We start from the raw sequence: 21,311 nt of genomic DNA on the forward strand, positions 1-21,311 counted from the left end.
ATAATGCGGCCGCGCCGATGGGCAACCGGCCGCGGCTCAGGCTTTTTCGAGCGTCCGCAAGCGGCGGCGCAGATGTGACAGTTGTTGTATGACGGCGGCGTTGCGCTGCCATTGACCGTGCTCGGCGTAAGGATACACGCCCGTGTAGCGCCCAGGCTGGGCAATGCTCGACGTAACCGCTGTGCCGCCCGATATGTGGACGTCATCGGCCAGGGTCAGGTGCCCCGACAACATTGCGGCTCCGCCGATGGTGCACCGTGCGCCTATGACGGTGGAGCCCGCCACCCCCACGCAGGCCGCCATGGCGGTGTGGGCCCCGACGCGCACGTTGTGGCCCAGCATGATCTGGTTGTCGAGTTTCACACCGTCGCCGATGTCGGTGTCTTCGAGCGCACCCCGGTCGATTGTGGTGTTGGCGCCGATTTCGACGTCATCGCCAATGCGCACGCCGCCCAGTTGGGCGATCTTGCCCCAGGCGCCCTGCCCCAGCGTCGGATCTGGCGCGAAACCGAAGCCATCGGCGCCAAGCACGGCGCCGCTGTGCAGAATGGCCCGCGCGCCGATGCGCACATTCGGGTACAGGGTGACCCGGGCATGCAGCAGGCAATCGGGACCCAGGCTCGACCCGGCTCCGATCACGCAACTCGCGCCCAGCGTACTGCCCCGGCCGATACGCGCACCTGATTCGATCACGCAATGCGGTCCGATGCGAACATCGTCTTCGACCACGGCATCGTCGGCCACCACGGCCAGCGGATGCACGCTCGCCGGCTGCCGAGGCTGCCGGGCCGCGTCGAACCATTGTGCCAGCCGGGCATACAGCAAATACGGGTGCGGACAGACCACCCGCACGCACTGCGGCGCGTCGGGGGCACCGGCCAACGCCTGCGCCGCATCCGGCGTGACGATGACGGCCGCCGCCCGCGTCGTGGCCAGCTGGCTTTGGTAACGCGGATTGGTCAGGAAACTGATTTCTTCGGGGCCTGCAGATGCCAGGGTGCCTATACCCCGGATACGCGGCAGGCCGGCTTCGGCCGCGGCGGGCTCGATGCGCCAATCCAGCCCCTTGGTGTTGGCGGCCGCGAGAAGCGCGTCGAGAGCCGGGGCGCGGGCGGGGTCCAGCAGGATCGGCATGCGTACGGCGCCGCCGCTTACTTGCCGAGGGCCTGGATCACCTTGTCGGTGATGTCGACACGCGGATTGACCGTAACCGCATCCTGGACGATGAGGTCATAGTTTTCTTGTTCGGCGATGCGCTTGATGGCCTGGTTGGCCTTCGTAACAATTGCCGAGAATTCTTCGTTGCGGCGACGGTTGAAGTCTTCCTGGAACTCGCGGCGCTTGCGCTGCAGTTCGGTGTCGAGACGCGACAGGTCACGCTGGCGATTGGTGCGGTCGGATTCGGACAGCACCGGCGCGTCCTTGTCGAACTTCTCGGCCTGCGAACGCAGATTGTTGCTCAGGCGCTGAAGTTCGTCGTCGCGCTTCTTGAATTCGGATTCGATCTTGGTTTGTGCCGACTTGGCCGGACCGGACTCGCGCAGGATGCGCTCGGTGTTCACGAAGCCGATCTTGGTGCCTTGTGCGTTCGCGGGAAGCGAGACGACGGAACCCAGGAGCAGCGCACCCGCCAAGGCCAGCGTACCGCGCAGTTTGCCAGCACGTCGGACGCGCGCCGGGCTCGAGGTGTTGAGTGCGAAATCAGACATCATGAAAATCTCACCTTCCAATGAGGTAAAGCAAAGCCAATATTGTGCCACTAAACGGGCAGAACACCGGGAAGCGGTGCCCTGCCCGTGTGATCAGGCGTAACCGGCAGGTATCAGAATCCGGTTCCGATCTGGAACTGGAAGCTTTGTTGGTCGTCACCCGACTTGGCGTTGAGGGGACGGGCGTAAGACAGTTGCAATGGGCCCAGCGGCGATTGCCAGGACAGGCCAACGCCGGCCGAATAACGCCAGCCGCAGGGATCGTCGACCTCGCTGCCCGGTTCCCCACCCGTGCACTTCATGCCGCTGCCCGCGGAAACCTGGCCGGCATCGGCGAACACGAACCAGCGTAGCGTGCGGTCTTTCGAGGCGCCGGGGAACGGCAGGTACAGCTGCGCGTTGGCGACGATGCGGCGCGAGCCGCCCAGATAATCGCCCGTCAGCGGGTCGCGGGGGCCCAGCGAGGCGCCATCATAGCCGCGCACCGTGCCGATGCCGCCGGCGTAGACGTTCTTGATGACCGGGTAGTCGAGGCTGCCGTAGCTGCGCCCGTAATCGACCATACCATTCAGCGCCAGCGTATAGCTGCGGCCCAACGGGATGTAGTACTGCTGCTGAGCCGTCAGCAGATAGTACTTGAGGTCCATTGTGGAGAAGTCGCCCTTGAGGCGGGTATAGGCGCCTTTGGTGGGCGCCAGCGCGCTGTCACGGGTGTCTTTGGACCAGCCCACGTTGAAGATCAGCGCATTGGTGCTGTCGCCATACTGGTCGACGAAGTCCTGGTAGGCCAGCGGCGAGTTGTCGTACAGGTCGATCTGGTTGCGTTCGAACGTGGCGCCCAGGAACACGCGGTCGTATTCGGAAATGGGCACGCCGAAGTTCATGCCCAGGCCCAGCGCCTTGACGCGGTAGTCGCCGTCGTTGTTGTCCCAGGGCTCGGTAACGCGATAGTAGGCCGACGTGGTGCGGCTGATGCCGTCTTTCGTGAAGTACGGATCGGTGTGCGACAGCACCGCGGCACGGTTGGTCTTGCTGGTGTTGAACTGCAGCGTCAGGTTGGTGCCGCTGCCGAACACGTTGTCTTCGCTGATGCCCGCGGACAGGATGGCCTTCTCGGACGAACCGTAGCCCACCCCCAGGTTGATCATGCCGGTGGGTTTTTCCTTGACGTCGACGTTGACGTCGACCTGGTCGGGCGACCCGGGAACCGGATCGGTGGAAACGTTGACTTCGCTGAAGTAACCCAGGCGGTCGATGCGGTCGCGCGAGATCCTGAGATCGCCCGAGTCATACCAAGCCGCCTCTTCCTGGCGCATTTCGCGCCGGACGACCTCGTCGCGCGTACGCGTGTTGCCGCCGATCTGGATGCGGCGCACATATACGCGACGGCTGGGGTCGACGTAGAACGTGACGTCGGCCTCATGTGCGGCACGGTCGAGCGTGGGGTTGGGATTGACGTTCGCAAACGCATAACCCAGGTCGCCCAGGTAATCGGTGATGGCCTTTGCGGAATCGTTGGCCTGCGCGGCCGAGAAGACCTCGCCTTCTTTGACCTGAACCAGGCCGCTGATTTCCTTGTCGAGACCCAGTAGGTTGCCGGCAAGCTTGACGTTGCGCACCTTGTAGGGCTCGCCTTCGTGAAGCGTGACCGTGATGTAGATGTCTTTGCGGTCGGGCGAAATCGTGACCTGTGGCGGCTCGACGGAAAATTCGAGGTAGCCCTGGTCGAGATAGAACGACCGCAGGCGCTCGATATCGCCTTCGAGCTTTTCGCGCGAGTATTTGTCGGTATTGGTGTACCAGGTCAGCCAGCCCGGCGTCGTGAGGTCGAACAGGTCGAGCAGTTCGCTTTCAGAGAAGGCCTTGTTGCCCACGACGCTTATCTGGCGAATCTTGGCGACCTCGCCTTCGAAGACGTCGAAGCTGACCCCCACGCGGTTACGCGGCAACGGCGTGACCGTGGCGGTGACTTCTACGCCGTACTTGCCCTTGCCCAGATACTGTTCTTTCAGTTCGTATTCGGCGCGTTCGAGCATCGACTGATCGAAGATGCGGCCTTCGCCAAAGCCCACCTGCAGCAGCGACGTGGTGATGGCCTTGGAGTCGAACTCCCGCATGCCGTTGAACGTGACCGACGCGATGGTGGGCCGTTCCTGGACCACCACCACGACCACATCGTTGTCGGTCTGGATGCGAACGTCGCTGAAGAACCCGGTGCCATACAGGCGACGCACGGCTTCCGTTGCCTCGGCATCCGTGAATTCTTCGCCAACCTTGACAGGCAGGTACCCGAACACAGTGCCGGCGTCGGTGCGCTGGATGCCTTCTACGCGGATATCCCGCACGACGAACGGGTCGAAAGCGTGAGCCAGGGCCGGCATAAGCAGCGCGGCGAGCAGGCTCGACATGACGCCCTTCTTGTGATGAAACATCCGAAAAGACATGTCCTTGGCTATCCTAGGTGGAGCAAATGGCGGACGATTTTATTCGATCGCACGTCAGGTGAACAGGCGGGCGAAATCATTGAACAGGGCCAACCCCATCAGACCGGCCAGCAGCCCGATGCCGGCACGCTGGCCGATATCGATCCAGCGGTCGGGCGGCGGGCTGCCGCGCACAATTTCGACGAAATAGTACAGCAGATGGCCACCATCGAGCATGGGAATCGGCAGCAGGTTGAGGACGCCGAGGCTGATGCTGATGAGCGCGAGGTAGGCGATATAGGCCGCAATGCCGATCCGCGCGGTCTGGCCCGCGTAGTCGGCGATAGTGACCGGGCCGCTGATATTGCGCCACGAGACTTCCCCGATGACCATGCGCCCCATCATGCGCAGCGATAGCCATGCGGTGTCCCAGGTGCGCACAGTGGCACGACTGATGCTTTCGAACAGCCCATAACGCACGGTGACCATGGGCGCCTCGCCGCCCAACTGCACGCCGATGCGCCCGATGGTCTGGCCCTGGACGGTTTCGGCCCGAGGCACGACGCTGACCGACACCTGTGCGCCGTCTCGTACGAGCGTGAGCGGTAGAGCCTGGCCGGCATGCTGCTGGATGATGCGCACCAACTGGCCCGTATCGGGATCGGCGACCTCGCCCGCGCGCACGATGAGATCGCCACTGCGCAGGCCGGCACTTTCACCCTCGCCGCCGGCGATCACATCGCGCACCAAGGGCTTGGGCATGGCCAGGCGCAGGCCGGCATCCGCCAGGGGATCGCCCTGGGCAGGGTCCATGCGATTGGGGGGCACGTGCAACTGGTGCTGCCGGGTGGCGCCGTCGGCAGTGCGGACTTCGACCTGCGCCTGGCCACCGGTGGACAGCACGTCGAGCAGGCGCCATCGCGCGTCATTCCAGGAGGCGACTGGCCTCGCGTCCACGGCCACGATCTGCTCGCCGCCTCGAAGGCCCGCCTGGGCGGCCGGCGACTCGGCGGCCGGGGCCGCGAGGATGGGCGCAGGTTCCTGCGTGCCGGCCAGGTTCAGGCCGGCGTACAGCATGACCGCCAGGATGAGGTTGAACACCGGGCCCGCCGCCACGATGGCGATGCGCCGACCCACAGGCTGGGCATTGAAAGATTGGGCCGCGATCTCGCGCGAGGCGCCGGCCGGCGGGTCATCTTGCATCTTGACGTAGCCGCCCAGCGGAATGGCCGAGACCGCCCATTCGGTGCCGTTGCGATCCGTACGCCGGATCAGGACCCTGCCGAAGCCCACCGAGAATCGCAGCACGCGCACGCCGCACAGGCGCGCCACCCAATAGTGACCCAGTTCATGGAACGTAATGAGTATGCCCAGGGCAACGACGAAGGCAAGCAGGGTGAAAAGCATGGATCGGTGTATAGGGGCGCCGCGGGCTCAGGCCAGCCCGAGATTGCCGGCGTAATCACGCGTGGCAGCATCAAGGGCCAGAACGTCGGCCAGATCATTCAGCGTAACAGAAGACTGCCGCTGCTGCCATTCGAGCGCGGCGGTAATTACCCGGGGGATCCAGGTGTAACGCAGGCGCCCTGCCAGGAACGCCTCGACGGCCACTTCGTTGGCCGCATTGAGTACGACACAGGCGGCCTGCCCTGCGCGCAGCGCGTCGAAGGCCAATTGCAGGCAGGGGAAGCGCTGCATGTCGGGGGCCTCGAATTCAAGTTTGCCGCAGCGCGCGAGGTCGAGGGGCCCCACGCCGCTGCTGAGCCGCTCCGGAAAGCCCAGCCCGTACGAGATGGGCGTGCGCATGTCGGGCTGGCCCAATTGCGCCAGCACTGAACCGTCTTCGTACTCGACCATCGAATGCACGACGCTTTGCGGGTGGATGAGGACTTCGATGCGGTCGGGCGGCATTGCGAAAAGCCAATGCGCTTCGATGACTTCGAGCCCCTTGTTCAGCATGGTCGCGGAATCCACCGAGATCTTGCGTCCCATGGTCCAGTTGGGATGGGCGCAGGCCTGGGCCGGGGTGACGTCGTGCAGGTCCAGCGGATCGTGGCGGCGGAAAGGCCCACCGGAGGCGGTCAGCAACAAGCGCCGCACGCCGGGCGCCGGCGCCCGAACCGCATCGGCTCGTGTACCGTGCGGCAGGCACTGGAAAATGGCGTTGTGCTCGCTGTCGATAGGCAGCAGCTCGGCGCCATGGTCGCTCACGGCGCGCATGAACAGTTCGCCGGCGGCCACCAGGGCCTCTTTATTGGCCAGCAGCACGCGCTTGCCGGCGCGGGCCGCCGCCAGGGCGGCCGGCAAGCCCGCGGCGCCCACGATCGCGGCCATGACCGTATCGCAGCCCGGGTCGGCAGCAGTGTCGGCCAGCGCCTGCGGGCCGACGCGTACCTCAGGCGGGTTGCGGCCGGCGGGCCAGGCGGCCAGGAACCGTTGCCGCGCCTCGTCATCGGGCACCACCACGACCGGCGCGTCGCAAGCGGCCGCCTGCTGCGCCAGGCGTTCCATGCGGCTGTGCGCGGAAAGTGCAAATACAGCCAGCCTTTCGGGATGGCGGGCGATGACATCCAGCGTGCTTTCGCCGATAGAACCGGTCGAGCCCAGGACTGCAACGCGTTGGAAACGAATCAAGACAACACTCCAGACAGCAGCATGGCGAACGGCGCGACGGGCAGGATGGCGTCGATGCGGTCGTAGACACCGCCGTGCCCAGGCAACAGCGCGCTGGAATCCTTGCGGCCGGCGCGGCGCTTGAGCAGGGATTCGAACAGATCGCCCACGATGGATATGGCCCCCAGCAGCGCGGCCGCGGGCAGCGCAAGCCACCACGTGCCGCGCTCGACCAGCGTAGCGCCGAAGCTGCCCGTCCATAGGCTGGACAGCCACACCCATGCGATCGCTGCAACAACGCCGGCCACCGCACCCTCGATCGTCTTGCCGGGGCTGACCCGCGGGGCCAGCTTATGCTTGCCGAACGCCCGCCCCGCAAAATAGGCGGCGATATCGGCCACCCAGACGAGGGCCAGCAAGGACACTACGAACCAGGCGCCCCGGGACATGAACATCAGGGCCAGCGCCGCCCACGCCGCCAGGACGGCCGGCACGCTGAACAACGACCACCCCACGCTGGCCGGCGGCGCGTCGGCCCGGCCGCGCACCACTGCCGGCACCACGGCCAGCAACCATACCAGCGCCACGGCCGGGACCAGCCAGTTCACTAAGGCCGCCTGCCCGAGCACGCCGGCCGCCTGCCCTGACAGCCAGGCCCAGGCCAGCCACAACATCAACGCCAGCAGCACTGCCGCGCTACCCACGCACCAGGCCCGCGACGGGGGTTGCGCAACGGTAAGGCGCAGCCATTCCCAGCAGGCGCAGGCGGCGCCCGCAGCCAGCAAGGCGATGAACCACCAGGGGTTGCCGGACGCCAGCGCGGCAGCCAGCACGGCCAGCAATATCACAGCGGTAAGAACTCGTTGGCCTAGCATGGGATCCTCCGGGTCAACGGGCGTCGTCGCCGCGTAATTGCTCGCTGGTGCGCCCGAATCGGCGTTCGCGCGAACGGTACCATTCAAATGCCGCATCGAGCTCGGCCGCACCGAAATCCGGCCAGTATTGGTCGGTGAAGTACAGCTCGGTGTAGGCCAGCTGCCAGATCAGGAAATTGGATATGCGCTGCTCGCCGCCGGTACGGATGAACAGGTCCGGCTCGGGTGCCCAGGCCATCGAGAGATGGGCCGACAAATGGCTTTCGTCGATGCCCTGCGGGTCGCGGGCAAGCTCGGGGTGCTGGCTGAGCAAGGCGCGCGTAGCCTGCAGGATGTCCCAGCGCCCGCCATAGTTGGCCGCCACCGTAAGATGAAGCCGGTCGTTGTGGGCAGTGCGGGCCTGCGCATCGGCGATGAGGTTCTGCAGGCGCGGTTCGAAACGCGACATGTCGCCCACCACGTGCAGACGCACGCCCTGTTCGTTGAGCTTGTCGACCTCGCGTTCGAGCGCCTGCACGAACAGCCGCATCAGGAGAGAGACCTCTTCAGGCGGACGGCGCCAGTTTTCGGAACTGAATGCGAACAGGGTGAGGTAACGCACGCCTTGCCGTCCGCAGGCCTCGACGACGCGGCGCACGGCCTGCACGCCCTTGGCGTGCCCCGCCGTACGAGGCAGGTGACGGCGCGTTGCCCAGCGCCCGTTGCCGTCCATGATGATGGCAACGTGCTGTGGGACCGCCTGTGGAGCGGGAATCGCCTGGGTAGAACTGATAACCATGAGCAGAAGCGTCGTGCCGTTGAAGCCGTGCAGGCCAGCGAACCAAAAGAACCGCGCCGCCGGCCCCCACCGCGCTGGGCAAGCAAGCAGCGGTACGGCACTGGCGGCGCGTGAAGTCGGTACCTGGACCGATTATACGGTCATGATTTCGGCTTCTTTCTGGGTGATGAGCTTGTCGATTTCTGCCACATTGCGGTCGGTGAGCTTCTGGATGTCGTCCTGGGCGCGACGTTCGTCGTCTTCGGAGATTTCCTTGTCTTTCACCAGCTTCTTGAGCGCTTCGTTGGCTTCACGACGCAGATTGCGCACCGCAACCTTGGCGTCTTCGCCCTCGCCCTTGACCACTTTGGTGAGGTCGCGGCGGCGTTCTTCGGTGAGCGCAGGCATGGGAACACGGATGGAGTCGCCCATGCTCATGGGGTTGAGGCCGAGATCGGACTCGCGAATGGCTTTCTCGATGACCTGCGCCATGGGCTTTTCGTACGGCTGGACGCTGATGGTGCGCGCGTCGACCAGGTTGACGTTGGCCACCTGGCTCACGGGCACCGGCGAACCGTAATATTCGACCTGAACGTGATCCAGGATGCCCGTATGGGCGCGTCCGGTACGGATCTTGGACAGGTTGACCTTAAGCGTGTCCAGCGACTTGGCCATCCTGGTTTCGGCGGATTTGCGGATTTCTGCGACGCTCATGAGGATTTCCTTTGCTTAAACGTGTACCAATGTGCCTTCGTCTTCGCCGCTGACCGCGCGCTTGAGCGCGCCGGACTTGTTGATCGAAAACACTTTGATGGGCAGTTTCTGGTCGCGGCACAGCGCGAACGCCGTGGCGTCCATCACTTCGAGACGGCGCACGATGGCCTCATCGAAACTGATGCGGGCGTAGCGCGTGGCCGTGGGATCTTTGTTGGGGTCGGCGCTGTATATACCGTCGACCTTGGTGGCCTTGAGCACGATTTCGGCACCGATTTCCGCACCGCGCAGCGCGGCAGCCGTGTCGGTGGTGAAGAATGGGTTGCCGGTGCCGGCCGCGAAGATGACGACCTTCCCCTCTTCGAGATACCGCAGCGCCTTGGGCCGGATGTAGGGTTCGACCACCTGGTCGATGTTCAGCGCGGACTGCACGCGGGTATCCACCCCTTTGTGCTTGAGCGCGTCTTGAAGCGCCAGCGCGTTCATGATGGTGGCCATCATGCCCATGTAGTCTGCAGTGGCGCGGTCCATGCCCTGCGCGCCCGGGGCGACGCCACGGAAGATGTTGCCTCCGCCGATGACGATGGCCAGCTCGACGCCGAGCGCCACCACTTCAGCGATTTCTTCGGTCATGCGCACGATGGTGCCGCGATTGATGCCGAACGCATCTTCGCCCATCAGCGCCTCGCCGGACAATTTGAGGAGAACCCGTTTGTATAGCCTGCTGCTCATTGGAGATGTCCCAGGGAACGATCCGACGAAAGTGTAAGACAAGAAATAGGGCCGGACTAGACTTTTATCTAGCCGGCCCCGTGTACCACGACCGCTTAGCCGCGACCGGCGGCGGCAGCGACTTCGGCTGCGAAGTCGTTGGTCTTCTTCTCGATGCCTTCGCCGACCACGAACAAAACGAACTTGTTGATGGTGGCGCCCTTTTCCTTGAGCATCTGCTCAACGGACTGCTTGTCGTTCTTGACAAAGGGCTGCGACAGCAGCGTCACTTCCTTCAGGTACTTCTGCACCGAACCTTCGACCATCTTCGCCACGATTTCGGCGGGCTTGCCCGACTCGGCGGCCTTCTGCTCGGCCACCGAACGCTCGGCAGCAATCACATCGGCCGGCACGCCGTCGGCATTCAGGGCCTTGGGCTTGGTGGCGGCGATGTGCATGGCCAGGTCTTTGCCGACTTCTTCGGCGCCGGCGTATTCGACCAGCACGCCGATCTTGCCGCTGTGCACATAGCTGGCCAGCGCATTGGCTGTCTCGATGCGGTCAAAGCGACGCACCGAGATGTTTTCACCGATCTTGCCGATGAGCGCGGTGCGGGTGGTTTCGACCGTGCCTTCGCCCATGGGCAGTTCTGCCAGCGCGGCCACGTCGGCGGGCTGCTTGGTGGCGACGAGTTCGGCCAAGGTGTTCACAAAGCCGATGAAATCATCGTTCTTGGCCACGAAATCGGTTTCGCAGTTCACTTCGATGACGGCACCTTGCTTGGCGTCGGGCGAGATGTACAGGCCGATCAGGCCTTCGGCCGTGACACGGGCGGCCGCCTTGCTGGCCTTGTTGCCCAGCTTGACGCGCAGGATTTCTTCGGCACGGGCCAGATCGCCCTCGGCTTCGGTCAGGGCCTTCTTGCACTCCATCATGGGCGCGTCGGTTTTTTCGCGCAGTTCCTTGACGAGGGCAGCGGTAATTTCAGCCATGATTGCTCCAGTTTCGCTAAGACGCATTCCGGCGGCACCGGAACACGCGGATTGATTCGACTAGACGCCCGCGCTGGCGGGCCCTGAGACGGGAACCCGTCTCGACATTTTTGCGGCGGACTGCGGGGGCGACACCGCCCCACGCACCGCCTTCCAGACAGACTGCTGAACACCGGCCCGCGCCGCGTGGCAGGAAAACCAGGCCGACCCGTGCCGCAACACGAACCGGGCCGGCCGCCAAGCGGCGACGCCAGCCTGTATCAAGCCTGGTTGTCTTGCACTTCGACGAACTCTTCCGAGCCTTCGCCGGCTTCTTCGACCAGCCCGTTGAGGTTTTGCTCACGGCCTTCCAGGACGGCGTCGGCGATGCCCTTGACATACAGCGCGATGGCCTTGGCCGAGTCGTCGTTGCCGGGGATGACGTAGTCAATGCCGTCGGGCGAGTGATTGGTATCGACCACGGCCACCACGGGGATACCCAGCGTGCGGGCTTCGGCGACGGCAATCTTGTGGTAGCCAACGTCGACGACGAACAGCGCGTCGGGCAGGCCGTTCATGTCTTTGATGCCGCCGATGGACTTGTTCAGCTTGTCGAGTTCGCGCTGGAACAACAGGCCTTCTTTCTTGATCATGCGCTCGGCGCCGCCTTCGGCGACGACGGCTTCCATTTCCTTCAGGCGCTTGACCGAGGTTTTGACGGTCTTGAAGTTGGTCAGCATGCCGCCGAGCCAGCGGGCATCGACGAAGGGCATGCCGCAACGCGCCGCTTCGGTGGCAACCAGTTCACGGGCAGCACGCTTGGTGCCGACGAACAGGATGTTGCCGCCGCGGGCAGCCAGCTGCTTGACGAACTTCGTGGCTTCCTGGTACTTGGCCACCGTCTGTTCGAGATTGATGATGTGGATCTTGTTGCGATGGCCGAAGATATACGGGGCCATCTTGGGATTCCAGTAGCGGGTCTGGTGACCAAAGTGGACACCGGCTTCCAGCATTTCGCGCATCAGGGACATGAGTTTCTCCGAGGGTTGGTTCTTGTGCTACACCCGTACCGGCCCATGCAATGTGGCACGGCTGGCACCCTAGGTGGCGTAGCACGCGATTTCCTGATATCAGGATGAACTGCCTAACAAACCGGTTGAGCCGGCCGGCCGCACGAACACGACGGGACGAGGCACATCGGCCGAGGCCACAGGCAGGGAATACAATCGACACATGCCCGCTGGATATGCCAACCGGACCTTGTGCCTGTACCGACCTGCCGCTGGCTTGCGCCGCGACTGCCGGTGTAAATTCCCCGCCTTGACTTCACTGCCATGACCGCGACTCGAGGCTCAGAGCCCCCAGCGCGCCCGGTTTTTTAGGCAAGCCTATAATTCTACTATTTTTCCACCCACATACTCAAGCCGATACATGGGCATAGTGACCGACCCCGCCGACCTGGACAAAATGCGCGCCGCCTGCCAGGCCGCGGCGCAGATACTCGATTTCATCACGCCGTACGTCAAACCCGGCGTTACCACGGGCGAACTCGACCGCCTGTGCCTGGAATACCTGACCGACGAACTGAAGGTGAAATCTGCCACGGTGGGATACGCGCCCCCGGGATACCCGCCCTTCCCCGGCGCGATCTGCACCTCGGTGAACCATCAGGTGTGCCATGGCATTCCCGGTGACAAGGTGCTCAAGAACGGCGACGCCCTGAATATCGACGTAACGGTGATCAAAGACGGCTGGTTCGGCGACACCAGCCGCATGTATCACGTCGGCGAGCCATCCATCCAATCGCGCCGCCTGGCCGAGATCACGTTCGAATGCATGTGGAAAGGTATCCAGCAGGTGCGAAATGGCGCCACGCTGGGTGATGTGGGTCATGCCATACAGAAGCATGCCGAATCGAACGGCTATTCGGTAGTACGTGAATTCTGCGGCCACGGAATCGGCCGCAACTTTCACGAAGATCCGCAGGTGCTGCATTACGGCAAGCCGGGCAGCGGCGTGCGCCTGGCCACCGGCATGATCTTCACCATCGAGCCCATGATCAACGCGGGCCGCCGCGAGATCCGCCAGCTGTCCGACGGATGGACCGTGGTGACGCGCGACCACAGTCTGTCGGCGCAGTGGGAACACACCGTGTGCGTGACCGACACCGGATATGAAGTGCTGACCCTGTCTCCGGGGGTGCGCCAGCCGCCCGAATTCGTCGCCGACCGCCTGATCCTGCCCGCCTGAAGCCCGCCATGACTGCAGCCGCCCCGCCCTCGCTCCCTGAACTGCGCCGGCGGCTGCAAGCCGCCCGGGCCGCCGCCATTGCGCAATTCCGCCAGCACCGCCGCCCCGACACCCTGCTCACCGACCTTCGGCGCGTCGTCGACCAGGCCCTGCGCGAACTCCTCAAACTGCATCCGCTGCCGGTCGGCGCCACGCTGGCGGCTGTGGGCGGATACGGCCGCGGCGAACTGTATCCGCATTCTGATGTAGACCTGCTGATACTGCTGCCCCATGCACCGGGGCCCGACGACGCCAGCGCCGTAGAAGGTCTGGTGGCCGCGCTCTGGGACCTGGGGCTGGAACCTGGCCACAGCGTCCGGACGCTGGCGGAATGCGAACAAGAGGCGCAGGCCGACATCACGGTAGAGACTGCCCTGCTCGAATCGCGCTGGCTGGCCGGCAGCCGCGCATTGATGAAGCAGTTCGAAGAGGCCATCCAGGTTCAGCTCGATGCGCCGGCATTTTTCCAGGCCAAGCGGGTCGAGATGCAGCAGCGCCATGCGCGCTACCACGAAACGCCTTACGCCCTGGAGCCCAACTGCAAGGAATCGCCGGGAGGATTGCGCGACCTGCAGGTCATTCTGTGGATGGCCCGCGCTGCGGGATTCGGCCGGACCTGGCGCGAAGTCGCCCAGGCCGGCTTGCTGACACCCGCCGAAGCCCGTGACCTGCGCCGCGCCGAGCAGGCCTTCAAGCGCCTGCGTATCGAACTGCACCTGCTCACCGGCCGCCGCGAAGACCGCGTCCTGTTCGACCTGCAGCCCGGGCTGGCCGACATCTACGGCATCAAGGCCACGGCCACGCGGCGCGGCAGCGAGTTGCTGATGCAACGCTATTATTGGGCCGCGCGGCTGGTCACGCAGCTGAACGCCATTCTGGTGCCGAGCATCGAAGAACGCCTCTTTCCGCGGCCGGATGCCGAAGCGCGAGAAATCGACGTCGATTTTCGCAATCTGCGCGACCGGCTCGATGTGGTGCGTGACGACGAATTCGAACGCAAGCCCACGCTATTGCTGCGGGCGTTTCTCGTGATGCAGCAGCATCCGGAGCTTACGGGCCTGTCGCCCCGCACCCTGCGCGCGATCTGGCATTCGCGTCATCGCATCGATGCGCAATTCCGGCGCAACCCGGTGCATCGCAAACTGTTCCTGCAGATTCTGCAACAGCCGCGTGGCATTGTTCACGAATTGCGGCGCATGACCATGCTGAACATTCTGCCCCGCTATCTGCCCGTGTTCCGGCGCATCGTGGGCCAGATGCAGCACGACCTGTTCCATGCGTACACGGTCGACCAGCATACGCTGGCCGTGGTGCGGAATATCCGGCGATTCACCATGCCGGAGCATGCGCAGGAATATCCGCTGGCCAGCCAGCTGATTGCCAATCTGGAACGCCATTGGCTACTGTATGTCGCCGCGCTGTTCCACGACATCGCCAAGGGCCGCGGCGGCGACCATTCAGAACTCGGCGCCCGCGAGGTGCGGCGTTTCGCCCACGACCACGGGCTGGACCCCGAAGACGCCGAGCTGGTCGAGTTCCTGGTGCGCCAGCATCTGCTCATGTCGGCAGTGGCGCAGAAACGCGACCTGTCCGACCCCGCCGTCATCAGCGAATTCGCCGCGGTGGTACGGGACGAGCGCCGCCTGACCGCGCTGTACCTGCTGACTGTCGCCGACATTCGTGGCACCAGCCCCAAGGTCTGGAACGCCTGGAAAGGCAAGCTGCTCGAAGACCTGTACAGGCTGACGCTGGCGGCGCTCGGCGGCTCGCCGGCCGATACGCATACCGTCCTGACCGAGCGCAAGGAAGAAGCTGCACGGCTGACCCGGCTGGCGGGCCTGCGCGACGATGCGCGCGAAGCGTTCTGGAATCAGCTCGACGTGGCCTATTTCCTCAGGCACGACGCCTCGGACATCGCCTGGCATACACGCCATCTCTACTATCAGGTGGCGCCCGAAGCCCCGGTGGTGCGCGCCCGGCCCACCGAACAGGGCGAAGGCTTGCAGATCATGGTGTATACGCGCGACGTGCCCGAGCTGATCGTGGCCATATGCGCGTACTTCGATGCCAAATCGCTGGGTATCCAGGACGCCCGCATCCACACGACGAGGCACGGCTGGGCCCTGGACAGCTTTATTGTGCTGCTGCCGGAAGGCAGCACCGATCTGCGCGCCCAGGCCACACTGGTAGAGCATGAATTGGCGCAGCGACTGCGTGACCCGCACGATGCCGTCGGCACGCGGGGCGCCTACGGCGCGCCGTCTCGGCGCCGGCAATCGCGGCTGTCGAAGGTCTTCCCCGTCATGCCGCAGGCCGAATTGCAACCCGACGAGCGCAGCCAGTCATGGCGACTGTCGGTCACGGCCACTGACCGGGCCGGGCTGCTGCACGCATTGACCCGCGTGTTCGCGGACCACGGAGTGAGCGTCAGCATGGCCAAAATCATGACGCTGGGTGATCGGGTCGAAGACGTGTTCATCCTGTCCGGAGCGGCGTTCGACCGCCCACGCACCCAGATGCAATTCGAGCGGGCCGTGCTTGACGCCCTGGCCGGCGAAGACGTCGCGCAGCGCGCGGCTTAGGCAGGCTGAGGTTTTTCAGGCCGGCGCGGCTGGCCTGGCGGCATGGGCGCCCGACGGCCCGCCAGCAGTGCCCTGTCAGCCCTGTCTACAAGGCCGGGCGCCCGCATTCGACGCGCGCGCCCGAACCCGGCCGAGCGATCAGGCCGCGAGCTGCTGCGATGCGCGAACCTGCTGCAGGCGTGCCGCGGCGTCGCGCAATGCAGTGCGCACGCCCTCTTCCACCACCGGATGATAGAACGGCATGTCGAGCATCTGATCGATGGTCATGCGCTGCTGCACCGCCCACGCCAGCAAATGGCCGATATGTTCGGCGGCGGGGCCGAGCATTTCAGCGCCCAGGAAGTGTCCCGACTCGATGTCGGCATAGACGTGCAGCATGCCCTTGTTCTTCAGCATCACGCGCGATCGGCCCTGGTCGCCAAAATCGACTTCCCCCGTTACGAAGCTGCCAGGCTGCAGCCGCGCGTAGGGGGTACCCACAAGCGCGATTTGCGGATCGGAAAACACGACCGCGAGCCCGGCACGACGCAGGCCTTCCTGCACGTCGGGGAAACGGGCGGCATTGGCGCCCGCGATGCGCCCCTCGTCGGCGGCTTCGTGCAGCAGGGGCGCCTCGGCGTTCGCATCACCCGCGATGAATATCGGCGATTGCCCCGCCTGCAGCGTATGGCGATCGAACAGCGGCACGCCACGCGCGTCGAGCTCCAGGCTGGTACGGTGCAAGTCCAGGGTATCGACGTTTGGCTTGCGGCCCGTGGCCACCAGCGCATAGTCGAAGCGCTCGGTGCGTTCGGTGTTGTCGAGCGCCAGATAGCGTACTTCGACCTGATCATCGACCCGCTGCGTGGACAGCACGCGAGCGTCGGGATCAAGATAGAACTCGTCCTGCAAAACGCGGCGCGCACGCTGGCGCACTGCGGGGTCCGAAATGCCGCCCAGGCTGCCGCTGACGCCGAAGACCCGAACCCGCACCCCCAGGCGCGCCAATGCCTGGCCCAGCTCCAGCCCGATGACCCCCGGCCCGAAGACCGCCACGCTGCGTGGCAGGTCGTGCCAGTCGAATACGTCGTCATTGACGATCATCCGGTTGCCCAGCGCCTGGAATGCGGCGGGTATTGACGGGCGCGAACCCGTGGCGATCACGACGCGCTCGGCGCGCACCTCTACGCGGTCGTCCACACGCAGCACCGTATCGGCGACAAAGCGCGCGTAGCCCGCCAGCTTGTCCTGCGCCGGGATATTTTCCACGCCCTGCACGACGAAACCGACAAAGCGGTCGCGTTCGCTTCGCACGCGGGCCATGACTTCCCGGCCATCAATACGAACCGGGCCGTCCACATGCACGCCAAACGGTGTTCCATGGGTCGCGGCATGCGCCGCTTCCGCCGCCGCGATCAAGAGTTTAGAAGGCATGCAGCCCACGCGCGCGCAGGTGGTGCCATAGGGCCCGCCCTCGATAAGCAAGGCACGCTTGCCGGCGGCACGCGCCGCACGATAAGCAGCCAGGCCCGCCGTGCCGGCACCGATAACGGCAACGTCAGTATGCAAAGTTTCCATGACTATTCCTGCTGTACTGGGGCCGCGCGCCAGGCGCGCGCACCCGCCTCAAGCTCGCCGGCCGCCAGGCCGGCGTGCTCGCCGTGTGAAATGGGAAGTCGCGCGGCAGTGCGGCCGTGTACGGCGCGACGCCGCGTCAGCGGGGCCGCGCCGGAGCGACCTCCGCCGGACGGGACAGCCGCCTGCCTACCGGCGCCGGGCGGCGTCGGCGCAGGCTCAGGCCAGGTAGCCCTTCAAGTCTTCCAGACCGCCGATGAGAGCGCCGTTGATGAAGACCTGCGGAGCCGTACCCTTGCCGGACACGGCGCCGATGACGCGGCCACGCACCTTGTGCTCGAGCGGAATCTCGATCGGGTCGAAGCCCTTCTCGGCCAGCAGTGCCTTGGCCTCGACGCAGAACGGGCAGCCCGGCTTCGAGAACACCACCACCTGGTCAGGTTTCTTTGCGTCGGGAGCAACGTACGCGAGCATGGTATCGGCATCGGACACTTCGAAAGGGTCGCCGTCTTTCTCGGGTTCGATGAACATCTTTTGCACTACGCCGTCTTTCACCAGCATGGAATAGCGCCAGCTGCGCTTGCCGAAACCGAGGTCGCGCTTGTCGACCAGCATACCCATGCCTTCGGTGAAGTCACCGTTGCCATCGGGCAGCAGCGTAATGTTGGCGGATTCCTGGTCCTTCGCCCATTCGTTCATGACGAACGTGTCATTGACGGATACGCAGATGATGTCGTCGACGCCGGCGTCGCGGAACGCGGACGCCAACTCGTTGTACCGCGGCAGGTGGGTCGACGAGCAGGTCGGCGTAAAGGCGCCGGGCAGCGAAAACACCACGACCGTTTTGTTCTTGAACAGATCGTCGGTACTGAGCTGTTTCCAGTCATTGCCCTGGCGGACGGGGAAGGTCACGTTGGGGACCCGTTGGCCTTCGCGATTCTGCAGCATTCAATCATCTCCTAGAGTGTCGGTGGGGTAACCACCATGTAGAGAATGATAAATAAGCACTATCAATATATCAAATTTAATAAACAAAATTGATTGATAGTCAAAAACAATCGCCCAAGCCTAGTCAATCAGCTCAGCGTCATAACCGGCGTCGACAATGGCCGCCTGCACCGGGCCGGCGGCCGGCGCGTTATCGACGGTCACCTGGCGATTGGCAAGGTCGACGCGGACCCTGGCAGCCGGCAGGGCCTGCGCAACGGCTTGTGTGATGGCGCCTTCGCAGTGGGCGCAGGACATGTCGGGGACCTTGAACGTATAGGCCATGGGTAGCTCCTGAAATCACGCGCTCGAATAGCGCAGGGATTTCGCCAGCTTAATCCTTCCCACGATAGAAAGGTCAAGCGTAGAATGGCTTGACCTTCCCATGATGGGAAGGATCAGACTAACGGCATGTCGTCAGGCCGGAGCCAGCGTGAATACCCCTGCATTGCACCAAACCGAACTCGCCATCGAGGGAATGACCTGCGCATCATGCGTCAGACGTGTGGAAAAGGCGCTGGCCGCCGTGCCGGGCGTGGCCAATGCCAGTGTGAACCTGGCCACAGCGCGGGCGCAGGTGGATCACGCCCCCGACGCCGACGACCACGCCCTGCTCGCGGCCGTTGCCAGGCTCGGCTTTGCCGCTCACCCCGTCAATGAGCAGCATTACCCCAGCGGCGAACAGAAACAGGCCCGCGACGACGAAGCGCGCGCGTTGCGTCGCGCCTTCGTGATGGCCATCTTGCTCGCGGTACCGGTGTTCCTGCTGGAAATGGGAGGCCACGTCATCCCCGTATTGCACCACTGGATAGACGGCACGATCGGAAGGCAAACCAGCTGGGTCCTGCAGTTTGTGTTGACCACGGCGCTGCTGGCGTGGCCCGGCCGCATGTTCTTCACCAAGGGGCTGACGGCCCTCGCTCGCCTTGCACCCGAGATGAATTCACTGGTGGCAGTGGGCGCCGGCGCGGCCTGGGCCTATTCGACGGTGGCGACCTTCGCGCCGGGCTGGCTGCCTGAGAATGCCCGGCATGTGTATTTTGAAGCGGCTGCCGTCATCGTGACCCTGATTCTGCTGGGCCGCACCCTGGAAGCGCGGGCCAAGGGACGCACCGGCGCGGCGATCCAGCGGCTGATCGGGTTGCAGCCACGCACGGCGCGTGTGCTGCGCGCGGGCCAGGCGCAGGATGTGCCCATTGAGCAGGTGCAGCGAGGCGAGCACGTGCTGGTGCGCCCGGGTGAGAAAATCCCGGTCGATGGCGAGATTGTCGAAGGCGTATCGTTTGTAGACGAATCGATGCTGACGGGAGAACCTATGCCCGTCGAAAAAAATGCCGGGATGCGTGCCACCGGCGGCACGCTCAATACGTCGGGCAGCTTTACGATGCGCGTCACGCATACCGGTGCAGACACGATGCTGGCCCGCATCATCCATATGGTGCAGGCCGCGCAGGGCGCCAAGCTGCCCATCCAGGCGCTGGTCGACCAGGTCACGGCCTGGTTCGTGCCGGTGGTCATGGTGGTTGCAATGCTGACCTTCGGGGCATGGCTGGCCTGGGGCCCCGCGCCGGCGCTGACGCACGCGCTGGTCAACGCCGTGGCCGTGCTGATCATCGCATGTCCGTGCGCGATGGGGCTGGCCACGCCCACCTCGATCATGGTCGGCACCGGCCGAGGCGCCGATCTGGGCGTGCTGTTCCGCCAGGGCGACGCGCTGCAAGCCCTGCGCGACGTCGCCCTGGTGGCCTTCGACAAGACTGGCACCCTCACGCTGGGCGCGCCCACGCTTGCCGACGTGCGCCCTGCTCCTGCTTTCGACGCAGAGCTGGTCCTGGGCTGGCTGGCCGCGGTGCAACAACGATCGGAACATCCCATTGCGCGCGCCATTGTTGCAGCGGCGCGGGATCGCCGGTTGCCGATCACCCACGCCGAGCAATTTCAGGCCATCACCGGCGCAGGCGTGCAGGCCACCGTCGATGGCAGGCACGTCATCTCTGGAGCGGCACGGCTGATGGCCCAGCAAGGCATCGACGTGGCGATTTTCACCGAGCTCGCAGCGGCGTGGGCGACCGAGGGCAAGACTCCCGTCTACGTCGCGGTGGACGGCCAGGCGGCGGCCATCATCGCCGTAAGCGACCCGCTGAAACCCGGCGCCGCCGAGGCGATCGCGTCACTGCATGCCCAGGGCATCAAGACGGCCATGATCACCGGCGACAACGCGCTCACGGCACAGGCTGTGGCGCGGCACCTGGGCATCGATGAAGTGCACGCCGAAGTCCTGCCCGAGGGCAAGGTTCGGGCCATCGATGCACTGCGCGCCGGCGGCCGCAAGCTCGCGTTCGTGGGCGATGGCATCAACGATGCCCCTGCGCTTGCCGCCGCCGACGTCGGGATCGCGATAGGCACGGGCACCGACGTGGCCATCGAAGCCGCGTCCGTCGTGCTGATGGCCGACGATCTGCGCGGCGTGCCCACGGCCATCGGGCTGAGCCGAGCCACCCTGGCGAACATTCGCCAGAACCTGTTCTGGGCGTTTGCCTACAACACTGCGCTGATTCCCATCGCCGCGGGCGCGCTGTATCCGGCGTTCGGCTGGCAACTGTCGCCCATGTTCGCCGCAGGCGCCATGGCTCTTTCCAGCGTGTTCGTCCTGGGCAATGCGCTGCGCCTGCGCCGTTTCGGCGAGCAAGCCGCTGGCGCCGAACGGCATACCGGAGCATCACGGCCATGAACATCGGGGAAGCCGCCAAGGCGACGGGCATTTCGGCCAAGATGATCCGCTACTACGAAAGCATCGGACTGGTCGGACCGGCGACGCGCACCGAGGCCGGGTATCGCGTATATGGCGACGCCGAACTGCATACATTGCGCTTTGTGCGGCGCGCTCGCGACCTGGGCTTCTCGGTGGAGCAGATGCATGAATTGCTGGCGCTGTGGCGCGACCGCAATCGGGCGAGCGCCGACGTCAAGCGCATCGCGCTCAGCCACGTGGCAGGCCTGGAGCGCAAAGCCGCCGAGCTGCAGCAAATGGCCGACACCCTGCGTCACCTGGCCCGGCATTGCCATGGCGATGGGCGACCGACCTGCCCCATTATCGAAGGACTCGAAGGTGGGGGCTGAGTATCG

Annotated in this window: 18 protein-coding genes; 4 read left to right on the forward strand and 14 right to left on the reverse strand. The window is 64.8% G+C overall.

The window, feature by feature from the left end:
* Positions 1–36 precede the first annotated feature (36 nt).
* The 11 genes from lpxD to rpsB all read right to left on the reverse strand — a co-directional run bounded on the left by lpxD (position 37) and on the right by rpsB (position 11,804).
* Positions 37–1,134 (reverse strand): UDP-3-O-(3-hydroxymyristoyl)glucosamine N-acyltransferase, encoded by a 1,098-nt coding sequence (gene lpxD, locus ACV17W_RS03395; RefSeq protein ID WP_462595051.1) that lies wholly within the window; start codon positions 1,132–1,134, stop codon positions 37–39.
* 17 nt (positions 1,135–1,151) lie between these two features.
* Positions 1,152–1,712 (reverse strand): OmpH/Skp family outer membrane protein, encoded by a 561-nt coding sequence (locus ACV17W_RS03400; RefSeq protein WP_462595052.1) that lies wholly within the window; start codon positions 1,710–1,712, stop codon positions 1,152–1,154.
* 110 nt (positions 1,713–1,822) lie between these two features.
* Positions 1,823–4,153: an outer membrane protein assembly factor BamA gene (gene bamA, locus ACV17W_RS03405; RefSeq protein WP_462595053.1), complete on the reverse strand. Its 2,331-nt coding sequence runs from the start codon at positions 4,151–4,153 to the stop codon at positions 1,823–1,825.
* A gap of 54 nt (positions 4,154–4,207) precedes the next feature.
* Positions 4,208–5,539, reverse strand: coding sequence for an RIP metalloprotease RseP (gene rseP, locus ACV17W_RS03410; protein WP_462595054.1), 1,332 nt, complete (start codon positions 5,537–5,539; stop codon positions 4,208–4,210).
* A 27-nt stretch (positions 5,540–5,566) separates the two neighbouring features.
* A complete protein-coding gene (locus tag ACV17W_RS03415; protein WP_462595055.1) occupies positions 5,567–6,766 on the reverse strand; it encodes a 1-deoxy-D-xylulose-5-phosphate reductoisomerase in 1,200 nt (399 codons plus the stop codon).
* Positions 6,763–7,620 (reverse strand): phosphatidate cytidylyltransferase, encoded by an 858-nt coding sequence (locus tag ACV17W_RS03420; protein WP_462595056.1) that lies wholly within the window; start codon positions 7,618–7,620, stop codon positions 6,763–6,765. Before ACV17W_RS03420 ends, ACV17W_RS03415 begins: the two co-directional genes overlap by 4 nt.
* A 13-nt stretch (positions 7,621–7,633) precedes the next feature.
* Complete coding sequence (uppS, locus tag ACV17W_RS03425) at positions 7,634–8,398, reverse strand: polyprenyl diphosphate synthase (protein ID WP_462595057.1); 765 nt, start codon at positions 8,396–8,398, stop codon at positions 7,634–7,636.
* A 132-nt stretch (positions 8,399–8,530) separates the two neighbouring features.
* Positions 8,531–9,091 (reverse strand): ribosome recycling factor, encoded by a 561-nt coding sequence (frr, locus tag ACV17W_RS03430; protein WP_462595058.1) that lies wholly within the window; start codon positions 9,089–9,091, stop codon positions 8,531–8,533.
* 15 nt (positions 9,092–9,106) lie between these two features.
* Positions 9,107–9,823, reverse strand: a complete 717-nt coding sequence (gene pyrH, locus ACV17W_RS03435; protein WP_462595059.1) for a UMP kinase — start codon at positions 9,821–9,823, stop codon at positions 9,107–9,109.
* 95 nt (positions 9,824–9,918) lie between these two features.
* Positions 9,919–10,794, reverse strand: a complete 876-nt coding sequence (tsf, locus tag ACV17W_RS03440) for a translation elongation factor Ts (protein ID WP_462595060.1) — start codon at positions 10,792–10,794, stop codon at positions 9,919–9,921.
* 260 nt (positions 10,795–11,054) lie between these two features.
* A complete protein-coding gene (rpsB, locus tag ACV17W_RS03445) occupies positions 11,055–11,804 on the reverse strand; it encodes a 30S ribosomal protein S2 (RefSeq protein WP_462595061.1) in 750 nt (249 codons plus the stop codon).
* 400 nt (positions 11,805–12,204) lie between these two features.
* On the opposite strand from rpsB, the gene map reads away from it, so the two are divergent.
* Entirely contained in the window at positions 12,205–13,023 is an 819-nt protein-coding gene (gene map, locus ACV17W_RS03450; RefSeq protein WP_462595062.1) for a type I methionyl aminopeptidase, read from the forward strand.
* Between the two features lie 8 nt (positions 13,024–13,031).
* Positions 13,032–15,644 (forward strand): [protein-PII] uridylyltransferase, encoded by a 2,613-nt coding sequence (locus ACV17W_RS03455; RefSeq protein ID WP_462595063.1) that lies wholly within the window; start codon positions 13,032–13,034, stop codon positions 15,642–15,644.
* 138 nt (positions 15,645–15,782) lie between these two features.
* Here ACV17W_RS03455 and ACV17W_RS03460 read toward each other — a convergent pair whose 3' ends face one another.
* The 3 genes from ACV17W_RS03460 to ACV17W_RS03470 all read right to left on the reverse strand — a co-directional run bounded on the left by ACV17W_RS03460 (position 15,783) and on the right by ACV17W_RS03470 (position 18,470).
* A complete protein-coding gene (locus tag ACV17W_RS03460) occupies positions 15,783–17,201 on the reverse strand; it encodes a dihydrolipoyl dehydrogenase (RefSeq protein ID WP_462595064.1) in 1,419 nt (472 codons plus the stop codon).
* A 216-nt stretch (positions 17,202–17,417) separates the two neighbouring features.
* The gene (locus tag ACV17W_RS03465) at positions 17,418–18,146 is read right to left on the reverse strand and encodes a glutathione peroxidase (protein WP_462595065.1); all 729 of its coding nucleotides are present in this window, start codon (positions 18,144–18,146) and stop codon (positions 17,418–17,420) included.
* Positions 18,147–18,266: 120 nt separating this feature from the next.
* A complete protein-coding gene (locus ACV17W_RS03470; RefSeq protein WP_462595066.1) occupies positions 18,267–18,470 on the reverse strand; it encodes a heavy-metal-associated domain-containing protein in 204 nt (67 codons plus the stop codon).
* A 103-nt stretch (positions 18,471–18,573) separates the two neighbouring features.
* Between ACV17W_RS03470 and ACV17W_RS03475 the strand changes: the two genes are divergently transcribed.
* Positions 18,574–20,916: a heavy metal translocating P-type ATPase gene (locus tag ACV17W_RS03475; protein ID WP_462596448.1), complete on the forward strand. Its 2,343-nt coding sequence runs from the start codon at positions 18,574–18,576 to the stop codon at positions 20,914–20,916.
* Positions 20,913–21,305, forward strand: coding sequence for a Cu(I)-responsive transcriptional regulator (cueR, locus tag ACV17W_RS03480; protein ID WP_462595067.1), 393 nt, complete (start codon positions 20,913–20,915; stop codon positions 21,303–21,305). The genes ACV17W_RS03475 and cueR overlap by 4 nt, the downstream gene beginning before the upstream one ends.
* Positions 21,306–21,311 lie beyond the last annotated feature (6 nt).

Source organism: Bordetella sp. MIP270_01_BMS, from assembly GCF_054958705.1.